Annotated in this window: 14 protein-coding genes and 2 pseudogenes; 8 read left to right on the forward strand and 8 right to left on the reverse strand. The window is 35.4% G+C overall.

The window, feature by feature from the left end:
- The first annotated feature begins 58 nt into the window (after positions 1-58).
- From ONG75_RS00245 to tnpC (ONG75_RS00255), 3 genes are all read left to right on the forward strand, one after another.
- Positions 59-1,813 (forward strand): reverse transcriptase domain-containing protein, encoded by a 1,755-nt coding sequence (locus tag ONG75_RS00245; protein WP_214303292.1) that lies wholly within the window; start codon positions 59-61, stop codon positions 1,811-1,813.
- Between the two features lie 62 nt (positions 1,814-1,875).
- Positions 1,876-2,400 carry a hypothetical protein gene (locus tag ONG75_RS00250; protein ID WP_264375453.1) on the forward strand — a complete coding sequence of 175 codons (525 nt, stop codon included), beginning with the start codon at positions 1,876-1,878 and terminating at the stop codon, positions 2,398-2,400.
- 200 nt (positions 2,401-2,600) lie between these two features.
- The gene (gene tnpC / locus ONG75_RS00255) at positions 2,601-3,983 is read left to right on the forward strand and encodes an IS66 family transposase (RefSeq protein WP_264375454.1); all 1,383 of its coding nucleotides are present in this window, start codon (positions 2,601-2,603) and stop codon (positions 3,981-3,983) included.
- On the opposite strand, the gene ONG75_RS00260 is transcribed toward tnpC (ONG75_RS00255), so the two are convergent.
- The 4 genes from ONG75_RS00260 to ONG75_RS00275 all read right to left on the reverse strand — a co-directional run bounded on the left by ONG75_RS00260 (position 3,980) and on the right by ONG75_RS00275 (position 5,564).
- On the reverse strand, positions 3,980-4,213 hold the full coding sequence (locus tag ONG75_RS00260) for a helix-turn-helix domain-containing protein (protein WP_264375455.1): 234 nt from the start codon (positions 4,211-4,213) through the stop codon (positions 3,980-3,982). The two genes, tnpC (ONG75_RS00255) and ONG75_RS00260, sit on opposite strands and share 4 nt — an antisense overlap.
- 1 nt (position 4,214) lies before the next feature.
- A complete protein-coding gene (locus ONG75_RS00265) occupies positions 4,215-4,550 on the reverse strand; it encodes a helix-turn-helix domain-containing protein (RefSeq protein WP_264375456.1) in 336 nt (111 codons plus the stop codon).
- Positions 4,551-4,654: 104 nt separating this feature from the next.
- Positions 4,655-5,314, reverse strand: coding sequence for a JAB domain-containing protein (locus tag ONG75_RS00270; protein WP_236514289.1), 660 nt, complete (start codon positions 5,312-5,314; stop codon positions 4,655-4,657).
- Complete coding sequence (locus ONG75_RS00275; RefSeq protein ID WP_264375457.1) at positions 5,307-5,564, reverse strand: hypothetical protein; 258 nt, start codon at positions 5,562-5,564, stop codon at positions 5,307-5,309. Before ONG75_RS00275 ends, ONG75_RS00270 begins: the two co-directional genes overlap by 8 nt.
- A 114-nt stretch (positions 5,565-5,678) precedes the next feature.
- Here ONG75_RS00275 and metG point away from each other — a divergent pair, with 114 nt between their 5' ends.
- Complete coding sequence (metG, locus tag ONG75_RS00280) at positions 5,679-7,208, forward strand: methionine--tRNA ligase (RefSeq protein ID WP_264375458.1); 1,530 nt, start codon at positions 5,679-5,681, stop codon at positions 7,206-7,208.
- A 138-nt stretch (positions 7,209-7,346) separates the two neighbouring features.
- Here metG and ONG75_RS00285 read toward each other — a convergent pair.
- Together ONG75_RS00285 and ubiH are read right to left on the reverse strand one after the other, a co-directional pair.
- A pseudogene (locus ONG75_RS00285) lies at positions 7,347-7,964 on the reverse strand (IS6 family transposase); the annotation flags it as partial.
- A 46-nt stretch (positions 7,965-8,010) separates the two neighbouring features.
- Positions 8,011-9,180: a 2-octaprenyl-6-methoxyphenyl hydroxylase gene (ubiH, locus tag ONG75_RS00290; RefSeq protein WP_264375459.1), complete on the reverse strand. Its 1,170-nt coding sequence runs from the start codon at positions 9,178-9,180 to the stop codon at positions 8,011-8,013.
- A 161-nt stretch (positions 9,181-9,341) separates the two neighbouring features.
- On the opposite strand from ubiH, the gene ONG75_RS00295 reads away from it, so the two are divergent.
- The gene (locus ONG75_RS00295) at positions 9,342-9,968 is read left to right on the forward strand and encodes a hypothetical protein (protein WP_264375460.1); all 627 of its coding nucleotides are present in this window, start codon (positions 9,342-9,344) and stop codon (positions 9,966-9,968) included.
- Positions 9,969-10,075: 107 nt separating this feature from the next.
- Positions 10,076-10,204 (forward strand): hypothetical protein, encoded by a 129-nt coding sequence (locus tag ONG75_RS00300; RefSeq protein ID WP_264375441.1) that lies wholly within the window; start codon positions 10,076-10,078, stop codon positions 10,202-10,204.
- A gap of 123 nt (positions 10,205-10,327) precedes the next feature.
- Here ONG75_RS00300 and ONG75_RS00305 read toward each other — a convergent pair whose 3' ends face one another.
- The gene (locus tag ONG75_RS00305) at positions 10,328-11,350 is read right to left on the reverse strand and encodes an IS110 family RNA-guided transposase (RefSeq protein WP_264375440.1); all 1,023 of its coding nucleotides are present in this window, start codon (positions 11,348-11,350) and stop codon (positions 10,328-10,330) included.
- A 198-nt stretch (positions 11,351-11,548) separates the two neighbouring features.
- On the opposite strand from ONG75_RS00305, the gene ONG75_RS07755 reads away from it, so the two are divergent.
- Together ONG75_RS07755 and ONG75_RS07760 are read left to right on the forward strand one after the other, a co-directional pair.
- Positions 11,549-12,016, forward strand: a complete 468-nt coding sequence (locus ONG75_RS07755) for a transposase (RefSeq protein WP_405197623.1) — start codon at positions 11,549-11,551, stop codon at positions 12,014-12,016.
- Between the two features lie 34 nt (positions 12,017-12,050).
- Positions 12,051-12,673, forward strand: a pseudogene (locus ONG75_RS07760) (IS256 family transposase).
- Here ONG75_RS07760 and tnpC (ONG75_RS00315) read toward each other — a convergent pair.
- Entirely contained in the window at positions 12,670-14,052 is a 1,383-nt protein-coding gene (gene tnpC, locus ONG75_RS00315; protein WP_264375454.1) for an IS66 family transposase, read from the reverse strand. The pseudogene ONG75_RS07760 and the gene tnpC (ONG75_RS00315) overlap by 4 nt on opposite strands.
- Positions 14,053-14,196: the final 144 nt, after the last annotated feature.

Here is a 14,196-nt window from a genome sequence, read left to right on the forward strand (position 1 = left end):
AATGTAAGTAGGCAGCCAGCCATAAGCACTTACATTGGAGGGATTGTCCAAGAAGCTAATGCCCAAAGTAATATTTGGGATATGCAGACGTGGACACTATAATTTGGAAGGTAAAGTGGTGAATAGTAGTAAATATGTTATAGACCAACAATTTGTTAGGTATGAATGGAATACAATTCCTTGGCGTAAAGTTGAGAAATTTGTATTTAAGCTACAAAAGCGAATTTACCAAGCTGCAATATGTAATGATAAGAAGAAGGTACATAAACTTCAAAGATTATTACTCAATTCAATAAGTGCAAAACTACTTGCTGTCAGAAAAGTAACTCAAGATAACAGAGGGAAGAAAACTGCAGGTATTGATGGAAAAGCAAATCTTAATCATAAAGAAAGATTGCAATTAGCATATTCTTTAAATGTTAGAGAAAAAGCGAAACCATCAAAACGTGTTTGGATTCCAAAACCTGGAAAACCAATAGAATATCGCCCTCTTGGTATACTTACTATCTCAGATAGGGCAAAAGAAACACTTATGAAAATGGCACTAGAGCCAGAGTGGGAGGTAGGATTTGAACCGAACATGTATGGTTTTAGACCTGGTAGGTCATGTCATGATGCTATTGAAGCCATATTTAATTCACTGAATTGGAAAACAGCGTACTGTTTAGATGCTGATATTTCTGGATGTTTTGATAATATTAATCAAAATGCTCTGTTGGAAAAACTTAACACTACACCAACCTTTAGAAGAATTATAAAAGGATGGTTAAGAGCTGGAGTAATGGAAAACAGAAAATTTGAATCCACAAAACGTGGTACAATTCAAGGAGGGACGATCTCACCGTTACTTGCTTGTGTTGCATTAAATGGATTAGAACAATATATCAAAGAAACGTTATGGAGTGAACTTCTTCAATATAGGAAGATGAAATGTGGTGTTGCAAGCAGTAGAGAAGCAAAAAGCTCATTAAGTGTAATTTTCTACGCAGATGACTTTATCATCATACATGAGAGTAAGGAAATCATTCTGAAGGCAAAAATGATAGTTGAAGAATGGCTCAAAACCATTGGACTAGAATTGAAACCTTCAAAAACAAAGATTTCTCATACTCAAAATGGAGAAAAGCCAGGATTTAATTTTCTTGGTTTCTCAATAAGGCATTACTCTACGAAAAATAATAAGAGGGGTTATAAATTATTAGTCAAACCAAGTCGTGAATCCAGAAAACAGCATACACTCACTATAAAACATAAGATTAGAGGATTAAGAGGATCAACACAAGAAACAGTAATAAGACAGCTTAACCCAATTACTAGAGGGTGGAGCAAATATTATTCTTCGGTTGTGTCAAACAAGACCTTTAGGTTTATTGACAGTGTAATGTTTAGAAACATCTGGAAGTGGGCAGTCTACAGGCACCCAACCAAAGGAAAATACTGGATTAAAAATAAATACTTTAAAAAGTATAAAAACGATAATTGGCGATTTATGACAAATAACAAAGTTCTTCTTATTAAGCACGGAGATCATGCTATTAAAAGGCATGTCAAAGTGAAAGGAACCAAGTCTCCATATGATGGCGATTGGGTTTATTGGGGTAATCGTTTAAGGAAGATACCAGATAAACTACCAAGAGTAATAAAATTGTTGAAGTTACAACAAGGTAAATGTGGTCATTGTCAACTTTGGTTTAAAAATGATGATATCTTAGAAACACATCATATTGACCGAAACAGACGTAATAATATGAAAAAGAATTTATCCTTGTTACATGGACATTGTCACGATGAATTACATAGAAAGTGTGCATGACAAGCACCAAATTATAGAGGAGCCGTATGAGGCGAAAGTCTCACGTACGGTTCTGAAGTCGAGTGGGGAGAGGCGACTTTTCCCACTTAGATAACTATATAGAATTTTCACATAGCTGCATAGTTGATGTTGCCAAAGTTGTAGAAGGTGCAAAAAATTTGGGCTTAAGTAAAGGAGACTTAAACCTTGGTGGCAATATTATAAAAATAGGTGATGGTGAAGTTGAAGTCAAAACTGGGAAAGGCGGTGAAAGAGACTACGTGGATATATCGGATAACAGTGCTTTTGCAGTCACATTTTATACTAGCCTAGGAGAGCTAAATTTAATGGTATATCATGACACAGCAGACTATCATCAAGTACAAATTGAGGTAGAAGATGAAGAAATGTGGAACGAGTTGCAAGAAATAGGAGAAATCGTAGGAAAGGGTTGTTTATTTGGTGGAATGTCTGTTAAAGAAGCAGTAGAAAAAGGCAGTTTTACTAGATGTGGAAGGTGGGGCGACCAAAATTCTAAAAGTAGTGAGACCTTTTCTTGGGTGAATAAATTAAAAGACAACAAAACAACATCCGTAGGACGTTCTTGATTGGAGACAAGTGGCTATGTTTCACATAGCTACTTGTATATCAGAAATAAATGGTTAACTATTACAAAGTAAAGTGGTTTTTAAAACTTAATCCAATTTACCATAAATAATTTACTTTAATTGTATCCGTTCAGCGGAGTGGCAGAATAAGGTAGACAAGGTGATCTAAAAAGATAATCATAGAGCAAAAGTGAGGTAATGTGGTAAACCTTTTAGAGCTTTGCAAAAATTTACAGCAAAAAATAGAAAAGTTAGAAGCAAAAATAGAAAAGCTGGAAAGGGAGAATGAAAGTTTAAAAGCAGAGAACAAGGCTTTAAAGATAGAGAACGCTGAATTAAAGGAAAGGCTTGGTTTAAACTCGAAAAATTCATCTCTACCAAGCTCTAGAGAGTTGTACAAAATAAAAAAGGACAAGCCAAAGAGCGACAGAAACGTTGGTGGTCAGGTTGGTCATAAAGGAAGTTTTCGCGCCAAAATGGATGCAGATGAGGTGATAAAAGTAAAGTTGTCATCTACTTGTGAATGCGGAGGAGGGATTGCAATATGCAATGGACCGTACATTCATCAAAAAGTTGATCTTCCGGAAATTAGGCCTTATGTAGTGGAATATCAGATGGAGCATGGTCGTTGCCGGAGATGCGGAAAAAGAAGAAGCAGTAAGTTACCAGAAGGTGTTACGTCAGATACATTTGGTCCAAGGGTTAAGTCAATAATTGCAGCGTTCAGCGGATTCTACAAAAATTCAAAACGCGAAATAGCGAGTGTCGTAAATGATATCTTCAATTTGAACATAAGCGTCGTTAGCATATCAAATAGTGAACATAGAGTTGCTTCAAAATGCAAAAAAATGTATGAGCAGATCGAACAAGAGATAAGTAGGAGTAAAGTTCTACATATTGATGAAACGAGCCATTATAACAAAGGTAAACTCGCTTGGTGTTGGATGTTTGCAAGCAATACGGCAAGTTTTGTGAAGTTGACAGAGTCAAGAGGAATGAAAGTTTTAAAAAATAACGCATGCTGCAATCATAATAGCTTAGTGGTAACCGACAGGTACGCAGTATACAATTACTTTGCTGATGAAAAAAGGCAAATCTGCTGGGCACACTTAGCAAGGGATTTTGAAAGATTAGCGCATAGTTGGAATATTGAAGTCAAAGTTCTTGGCTGTTACTTAAGAAATGTAGCTACTGAATTATTTGCACTAAAAAAGGCTTTGCTAAAAAATGAGATAGATGTTTTTAGATTTGCCAGACGTGCCAGAAAGTTGCGAAAACGTACAAGGTATTACTTGAAGGAAATATCCTACTTACCTGAAGCAATTGGAGCCTCTCGAGTTGCGAAAAATATTTTGAAATCTGAAAGAATGATGTGGAATTTTTTAGATGACCCAAAAAACATTCCGCTGACAAACAACCATGCTGAACAGCAGATACGGCATTATGTCGTTTACCGCAAAAATTCGTATTTTACACAATCAAAGCGGGGAAATGCATTCCTTGAACGGATAATTTCGTTATACTTAACATGGAAACAAAGGGGTCTCAATCCTTTCCAAAACCTCTTATCTATTGTTTCTTAAACCACTCTCCTGAACGGATACAAAAAATATGACATATCAACAGACAAAGCTTCTGCTAAATTATACAATCTATCAACTACAAGCCTTACCTCTCTAGTTTCATATCCTTGTATATGCTGAAATGAAATTCCAAGCTTTTTTCCTAAGTCCCTTTGGCTAAAACCACATATTAGCCTTCTTTTCCTTATTCTTTCACCTATTTGCTTATCGATAGGATGTTGTATGGTCATTTTACGTATCAGATAATATACTTTGAGAAAAAGATTTTACCAATATATAAACTACACTACGTAACCTTTTGCTCTTAATTTCATTGTATCCTTTGACTAATTTTAATATCTCCTCATCATAAGCTTCATGTGAGTCGTCATGCACATCAGTAAAAAAATCAGCCACATTAATCGATAGAGCTTTTGCTAAGTCGTATAGTCTACTAGCCAAAATGTGGTTTGAACCATTTTCGTACCTTTGTATCTGCCTATATGAAACACCTATTTTTTTTCCTAACTCAGTTTGTGTTAAACCACAGTATAACCTAAGTTCCTTTATTTTTTTGCCTAATTCCACTTTTTATTACTAATTTTAGCTGTTCAAGCTTATATTGAATTTTTTAATTTATGAAGTGAAAAAAAAAGAAGGAAAGCTAGAGAACTTTCCTTTCAGTCTACAGATTACAATAAACCACTGTCATAAAAACTAAAATGGCTCTTCTGTGTTACGATTATATGATCTATTAATTTCATTCCTACATTTTCACAGGTTGCAGCTAATGTAAGTGTGTTATCTTCATCCTCTTTAGATGGCTCTATATCTCCACTTGGATGATTATGTGAAATTGCAACAGATGATGCGTCAATCAGTAATCCCTGTTTTATTATTTCCCTCACATATAGAGGCACTCTATCTATAGTTCCACAGTCTTGAACATACTCATATATTAAATGACCACTTCGATCTAAGTATACCACTCGTAAGCTTTCCTTTCTTGACTGTCCTATTGCTGCTTTAAAGTATTTTAGTAGCTCTTCTCTATTATCAAGAATCGACAGCTTTTTTAACTTACCTTTCAATATCCTATCGAAAATCTCTTTCAGGCAAAAGATATTTGCTATTGCTCCATCGTTCATTCCTGTAACATTTTTTAGCTCGTGAAGATCAGCATTAATTACCCTTCCTAAACTACTAAAGAGCTCCATCAGCTTTTTGGCAACTTCTCTTCCTTCTGTGTATGCAGATAGATTACGTTCCAGTAGCTCATGGTCAAGCAAAGACCTACCTCTGCTTGATAGAATACGAGTTTCTAATTTCTCTTTTCTCTCACTATTATTCATAAAAACCTCCAAGATCAACATTATATACAAATTCAACGCCAGCTTTCTGACGCAGTAGTTCTCGAGGAATAACCCTCTTGAACTCTAAATTTGCAATGTTGTCCTTGTTGCTTGGGCACTGGGATGACATTTTTGTGTTTGAGGCAAAATCTGCTATAATATTTAACACACTGCTTTCACAGACGAATGTTTGTACAGTTGTGAAGTTATGGACAACAATATCATAGCAACTCAAACGTAAGTTACTCACATTATACCGCTGCAAAACGCAGCGGTATAATGGCTTTTCAGATTGCTTGTACGATAGGATATATATTGATTTTTATTACTAGTGCAGATACGATAAAGCTTTAAGCACTACAAGATGGAGCAATTTGAGAGCTTTTACATCACTACGCCAATATATTACGTAAACGACAAGCCACATATCGGCCACGCATATACTTCCCTTATCTGTGATGTTACAGCTAGATTTATGAAATTAGCTGGAAAGAACGTCAAATTTACCACTGGTACAGATGAACATGGACAGAAAATTGAAAAAGCGGCTAAGGTAAAGGGAATAGAGCCAAAAGAATTTACAGATGAAATAAGTGTTACGTTCAGAAAATTGGCTGAGCTAATGAACTTTGATTATGATGATTTTATTCGCACCACAGAAGAACGTCATGAAAAAGCAGTTATAGCTTTATGGAATAGGCTTGAAGAGAGAGGGCAAATATATCTGGATTCTTACTCAGGTTGGTATTCAGTTCGTGATGAAGCGTTTTATCAGGAATCAGAGTTGATAGATGGCAGAGCACCAACAGGTGCTGAAGTTCAGTGGATAAAAGAAGAGAGCTACTTTTTTCGTTTGTCAAGTTGGCAAAATAAATTACTAGAGTTATACGAAAATCAGCCGAATTTCATCTTTCCTGAGAGCAGAAAAAACGAGGTGGTATCGTTTGTAAAATCAGGACTTACTGACCTTTCGATTTCTCGTACTAGTTTTAATTGGGGAATAAAAGTACCAGGGAATGACAAGCACGTAATTTATGTTTGGATAGATGCGCTCACTAACTATCTCACATCAATAGGCTTTCCTAATATAGAAGATGAGGAATATAAGAAATTTTGGACAAACTCCTTCAACGTTCATGTGATCGGTAAAGACATATTGCGTTTTCACGCTGTATACTGGCCAGCGATCCTCCTTGCAGCAGATTTATCACTGCCAAAGCAAATTGCAGTTCATGGTTGGTGGCTGAACGAGGGGGAAAAAATATCCAAATCCCTTGGTAACGTTATAGATCCAATTGGTCTGGCAGAAGAGTTTGGTGTTGATCAACTACGCTATTTTCTCCTTCGGGAAGCAAGTTTCGGTCAAGATGGTAATTTCAGTAAGAAGAACATGATCAGCCGCATAAACTCAGAGCTGGCAAACAATATAGGCAATTTAGTGCAAAGAACAATTTCATTTCTGCACAAGCAATGCTTTGGAGTTGTACCAGTGGTCGATCGCAATTTGCTTAAAGATGATGAGAGTTTACCAAATTGCAAAGCCATAATTGATCAAGTAATGGATCATCTATCAAAGTATGAATTTAACCAGATTATACTCCTGATTATCAATATCTCTTCCAAGGCCAATGCTTACATAGATAAAAGTGCACCCTGGACACTCAGTAAAACCGATAGAGAGCGCATGGATTTAGTAATCTACAAATTACTTGAATACATTAGAATGATTGGCATTTTGCTGCAGCCAATTGCTCCAAAGTCAGCAAAAATGATACTCGATCAGTTGCAAATTCCAAAAGAACAACGTGATTTAAAATCTCTGTGCAACGCATGTGTAAGCTTAGGCATTACACTGCCTAAACCTACGCCGATTTTTTTGAGGATCGATATTTAAAGAATCCTTAGTAAGCCGTTACAAGACTAGACTGAGTTGGCCGTTCTGTAGTTAGCCTTTTTAATTCAACAGAGTCAAAAAAAAGGTTCTGTCGCATCTATAAACCACAGGAAAGAAGATCATTAAAGGTGGGATTATAGGAGTTATTAACATAGCAAAATTCTCAAAAGTAGAAACATTATTTAATAATTTGTCTTTTTTGAATCATACGAATATTTTCTATGCCTGTGATGGTAATCTTTGCGGAATGGAAGCTTTTAAACCCAAGCATTGGCTTTATTAGTTTTTTGATAAATCTATCAACAATATTATTTAGATATTTTATTTAAAGAACTGTAATCTTCAGAAATTTCTGCATTCAAATCATCAAGAGCAGCAGTATTACTGCCGCTTTTATCAATTACAATTTTCTCAGGAAGATAGTTACTCCTGAAGGCTTTACGAAAGAATGCAAGTGCTGCAGACTTGTCTCTACTAACACACAAGTCTACAGTATATAAATAAACCCATTTACCGTTTAATTTAATGTAAGTCTCTCCAACTACTACCAACCTGCTTCTTTCTTTTCCTTACTGCCTCATCTATCAGTGGTGATAACCCACCTTTGTAACGTAGCATTTTGCTCCCCTTATACTCATCATTTCTTCCAAATCTCGATAGCTCAAAGAGAATCGACATTTCATGTATACAGATAACATCCGCTGAAAAGCTAAATCCTTTGAAATATGGCAACAATTTTTGATTGATACGAAACATCTTTGCTTTTTTTTTAGACAATTATATCATTCTTCTTTCTACTTCCCTACAAATGCGACAGAACCAACCCCATAGCGTGACGAATGAAGCGTTTTTTAAGAAAATCTGAATTTTCAACTACCATTAAACCAAGATTGCTCAGAACTTTAACGCAAAGTATTCTGTTGGAAAATATTCTATTTAGTCCATCAGTTGCAAGTGCCATAGTAAAATTATCAAAGTATCTATCACGTGAAATTTTCTTTAATAGATAATTACTGCCAACATCAATGCCAGAGGATTTTGCAGCAGTTATTTGTCTAATAACACTCTCTACATCTCTCATTCCAAGGTTAAGTCCTTGACCTGCAACTGGATGGATTGAATGTGCTGCATCGCCAATAAGCAAAATTCTGCTTTTATGAAGCTTTCTCGCAAAAGTAAAACTCAAAGGGTAAGATTTTCTTTCACCCTCTAATTCAATTTCTCCCAAATAAGAACCAAATCTTTTTTTGAGTTCTATGATAAACTCCTCTTCAGATAAGCTCATCAGCATTTTTGAAATTTCGCATTTTTCTGTCCAAACTATTGAAGAAGTATAGCCACCTTTCATTGGCAAAATTGCAAATGGACCACCAGGAAAAAACCTCTCTACAGCTAAGTTTTGGTGATGTAGTTCATGTTTTACATTAAATACCATGCTATTTTGTTTATAATCAAATTTTATTATTGTTATAGAAAACAACTCTGGCAGCTTAGAGTTTTTACCTTCAGCGCAGATAAATAGCGATGATATCAATTTTTGATCATTATCAAGAGTAACTTCCACGTATCCTTCGTCACAAGCGATTGTTTTATAGAAACGTGGAGAATATATATTGAGTTTATGCAAAAAATTATTATTAATTGCATTCCATATAATAGCGCTCTTGATTACATAACCCATTGGCTCTTCACCAACCATTTTATGGTCATAATGAACAGTAAATGGGCTATCTCCATCTAATATGCATATATCAAGTATTGGTTCAGCTTCATCTTCTAAGAACTGCCAAATTCCTAATTTTTCTAGTATTTTTTTTGACCCTTGAGAAATAGCAAATGCTCGATTATCATCAACTGCACGTGGTAAACTATTTTTCTCAATTACGGCTACAGATACAGAGTCATTACTCAGGCCAATAGCAGTAATAAGACCAATTAGCCCACTACCTGAAATGATTACATCGTAATTCATTTTATTTACCTAAAATTACATTTTATTCGTTTTGAAAATAGTTTAAACAAACTTTGTAGATGCTGGACTTCTTATCACTACCTTAGTATACCTCAGATTAGTAATAAAGTATTAATTATTTTATGCTAAAATAGGTTTTATTTTATTAAAGGAGCTAGATTATGACTACAGATTGCAAAAAAGAATTACTAAATTGCATTAACAAGTACAGAGAAGAACTTGCAGAAAATAAAGCAGCAATTAGACAAACTTTAACTAGCGATAAAATTAATATAAGCGATTACTTTTATCAGGGTGATAAAATCTGTAATGAAGAACTATTTAATGTAGGAGGCGAGTGTCAAGATACACAACGTGGTAAATATACGTATGATGAATGGAAGCAAAAAATTGAAAAATTTAACGCTAAAGATTTTCTAGGGATGTTACAAAACGAAGTAAAAAATAAAATATCAAAGAGTCTTGAGGATTATAAACAGTATCATGAAAATGCTACTGAAGCTATAAAAAAAGAATTAGACATAGATTCGAAATTAAAGGCAATATTCAAAGAAAAGCAACAACCAGAAACTGATGAAAATCGAGCATATTGTGACGTTATACGAGGTTTATATGAAAATGGAGACATGCGCTCTCAACTAAAGTGCAATGATCTTGATTGTTTCAATAGAACAATAGAAGATAATCTATCTCAAAAACAATCCGAGCTAGCTGCTATAAAGGATGACTTTTTGGATAATACGCAAAATATTTTTCAACATATTCAAGTTGAAGATAGTATTTTTTAGAGAAATAGGGAGTGTTAAATAAACTGTGTCAAATCGGGAGTGTTAAATAAACTGTGTCAAACCGAAAAAAAAGTAATAAATTGATATAAAAAAATGGAGGTTTGACAATGAGTCAGAAAGTAGTAAACAGAACTACCGGTTTGGTAGATTATAAAGAATTAGAAACAAATATCCTGTCGTCTATACGAGAAGGAAGATACCGTCTTGTCAGTCAACAAGAAAATTATAGAAATTGAATCTTAAGCTGTATTACGAAATCAAAAAATACTTTCTATCAACATATACACTAACCAACTACATTAAATAAATTTGTGTAAAATGCTATTTTACATAAGATAGAAAGTACGCATTTTTTGATTTTAAAGTACTAAATTCTCCTCCAACCGCTTTGCCCTGTAATTCTTGATATGGTCAGGATTAAAAGCACTTTTGGATTTTAGAACACCGAAAATGATATGGAGTAGCTTACGCATTGCAGCACCAACGATAGCCATATTATGCTTACCCTTTTCCTTTAATCTCTGGCAAAAACTAATAATGATAGGATTGTGATTCTTAGCTACTATAGCAGGAAAGAAAAGTGCTTTACGTAATGTTTGTGAACCGGATTTACTTAATCTGGGTTTGGCATATACAGAGGAACCTGACGTCATATTTCGTGGTATAACTCCTGTATATGCTGCCAATTGCCTGGCATCTCTAAAAACCTCTATGTCAGGAACTTCAGCTAAAATAGCTATTGCTGATTCTTCTCCTATTCCTGGAATAGTCAATAGAAGTTGAAAATTTTCCAACAATTCTTTATGTTGATTTAATAGTTCACGTACGGAGTTTTTTATTGTTTCTATTTTTTGAGCTATATTCATTGCAAGGTCTTCCCAAGCACTTGCAACTTCTTTAAGCAGTCTCTCTTTTTTTTCTAAGTGGTTATTTACTAATGTTAACTCATCTTTTAACGCAACTGAGCAACGATAAAGATGTTTTAATTTTTTCATTTCAGGAGAAGGTGGTGTCCAACTAGAAGGTTCCTGTCTTTGGCAATAATCAGCAATAACTTCTGCATCGGTCTGATCATTCTTTTGTCGTATCAGCTTACTCCTTGCATAAGATTTTATGCAATAAGGATTTACAACACTAACAGAATGTCCAGCGTTGTGCAGAAACTCAGCCAAAGCTTCGCTATAACAACCAGTAGCCTCCATGCAGGCTTTTACTTCTTCTACATTATGTTTTTGTAGAAAGCTAAGTAAACCTTGAAACCCAGAATCCTCGTTTTTAAAACTCCTTTTTCTAGTTTCACATCTTCCTTTTTTGCTTATGAACGAGAGAAAAACATCAAAGCGATCTTTCGATACATCTATACCTAAAAAGTTGTTGATCATATATAACCCCATGCGTTACCATTAAAAATGAAAAGTAAGGCTAGTCTTGTGAATACAGAATTAGAACCATTTAGGTTTTTCTACGATACCGTCCAGCCTGTACTCTTGAGAAGAGAACTCTTATCTACCTTACAGATTTTATATCTAAGACCACTGACAGAGTTCTTCTCTTCTCCATCTAATGCTTAAGCTTAAAACATTAGATGCTTTTTACAAGATACAAGACCGTTGACAGGAAGAGATGGAGCATTAACACCGTTTATAAAAAAGTTGCTGGAGGTAAGCCTGGAAGGTGAAATAGAAAACCACTTGTCGGCTGAAAGCGAAGAGAATAATCGAAGAAATGGGAGGAATGCAAAGACTTTACGTACAAGCGCAGGGTCATTTGAGCTTTTGACGCCAAGAGATAGGGAAGGAAGTTTCGAACCACAAATAGTCAAAAAAAGGCAAACAAACTTACATCCAGAGCTTGAAACGAAGATTTTGAGCACATTTGCCAGTGGTATGGGCTATAGAGATATAGTGTCACATGTTGAGGAAATTTATGATCACAAAATATCGGCGGCAGAGATATCAAGTATTACTGACAAATTGCTACCAGTAATCAACGAATGGCGTAGTCGCCCGCTGCAGTCTGTATATCCGATAGTTTTCATGGTTTTTTAAAGTCAAAGAGGACGGGCATTGCGTAAGTAAATGCATGTATAATATATTAGGCATAGATCAAAATGGCAAAAAAGAAGTATTAGGTTTTTATTTGGCTGAAAGTGAAGTTCTGGTTGGGAGTGCTAAATGACCTCAAAGAAAGAGGAGTAGAAGATATCCTTATTGCCTGCGTTGATGGGCTGAAAAGCTTTCCTGCAGCTATAAACAGTGTCTTTCCTAATGCGGAAGTGCAGATGTGTATAGTGCATCAGATACGCAACTCACTGAAGTATGTGGCCAGTAAAGATGCGAAGAGTTTTTTGAGCGATTTAAAGAAGGTATATCAAGCTTCAAGCAAGGAAATTGCCGAGAATTATCTGTTGGAATTGGATGAAAAATGGGGCACAAAGTATCCTATGGTTTTGGCAGAATAATTGGGAAAACTTGTCTGGTTATTTTAAGTATTCTGGTCCAGTTAGGAGGATAATCTACACCACCAATCCCATAGAGGGGCTACATAGGCAAATTAGGAAATTCACTAAGACCAAAGGCTCATTTACCAGCATAAATGCCTTGTATAAGCAGGTATATTGTGCTATAAAGAAGGCAGAGGAAAAGTGGACGATGCCTATACATGATTGGGCTTTAACTATGTATCCGTTCAGGAGAGTGGTTTAAGAAACAATAGATAAGAGGTTTTGGAAAGGATTGAGACCCCTTTGTTTCCATGTTAAGTATAACGAAATTATCCGTTCAAGGAATGCATTTCCCCGCTTTGATTGTGTAAAATACGAATTTTTGCGGTAAACGACATAATGCCGTATCTGCTGTTCAGCATGGTTGTTTGTCAGCGGAATGTTTTTTGGGTCATCTAAAAAATTCCACATCATTCTTTCAGATTTCAAAATATTTTTCGCAACTCGAGAGGCTCCAATTGCTTCAGGTAAGTAGGATATTTCCTTCAAGTAATACCTTGTACGTTTTCGCAACTTTCTGGCACGTCTGGCAAATCTAAAAACATCTATCTCATTTTTTAGCAAAGCCTTTTTTAGTGCAAATAATTCAGTAGCTACATTTCTTAAGTAACAGCCAAGAACTTTGACTTCAATATTCCAACTATGCGCTAATCTTTCAAAATCCCTTGCTAAGTGTGCCCAGCAGATTTGCCTTTTTTCATCAGCAAAGTAATTGTATACTGCGTACCTGTCGGTTACCACTAAGCTATTATGATTGCAGCATGCGTTATTTTTTAAAACTTTCATTCCTCTTGACTCTGTCAACTTCACAAAACTTGCCGTATTGCTTGCAAACATCCAACACCAAGCGAGTTTACCTTTGTTATAATGGCTCGTTTCATCAATATGTAGAACTTTACTCCTACTTATCTCTTGTTCGATCTGCTCATACATTTTTTTGCATTTTGAAGCAACTCTATGTTCACTATTTGATATGCTAACGACGCTTATGTTCAAATTGAAGATATCATTTACGACACTCGCTATTTCGCGTTTTGAATTTTTGTAGAATCCGCTGAACGCTGCAATTATTGACTTAACCCTTGGACCAAATGTATCTGACGTAACACCTTCTGGTAACTTACTGCTTCTTCTTTTTCCGCATCTCCGGCAACGACCATGCTCCATCTGATATTCCACTACATAAGGCCTAATTTCCGGAAGATCAACTTTTTGATGAATGTACGGTCCATTGCATATTGCAATCCCTCCTCCGCATTCACAAGTAGATGACAACTTTACTTTTATCACCTCATCTGCATCCATTTTGGCGCGAAAACTTCCTTTATGACCAACCTGACCACCAACGTTTCTGTCGCTCTTTGGCTTGTCCTTTTTTATTTTGTACAACTCTCTAGAGCTTGGTAGAGATGAATTTTTCGAGTTTAAACCAAGCCTTTCCTTTAATTCAGCGTTCTCTATCTTTAAAGCCTTGTTCTCTGCTTTTAAACTTTCATTCTCCCTTTCCAGCTTTTCTATTTTTGCTTCTAACTTTTCTATTTTTTGCTGTAAATTTTTGCAAAGCTCTAAAAGGTTTACCACATTACCTCACTTTTGCTCTATGATTATCTTTTTAGATCACCTTGTCTACCTTATTCTGCCACTCCGCTGAACGGATACTTAACTATCTCTCAACTTGATGTTTTCTTTCCTGGCAGATTGAAAATTGAGTTGAACTAAAAATGC

The organism is Wolbachia endosymbiont (group B) of Sphaerophoria taeniata (assembly GCF_947179355.1).
In the GTDB taxonomy this organism is placed as follows: Bacteria; Pseudomonadota; Alphaproteobacteria; order Rickettsiales; family Anaplasmataceae; genus Wolbachia.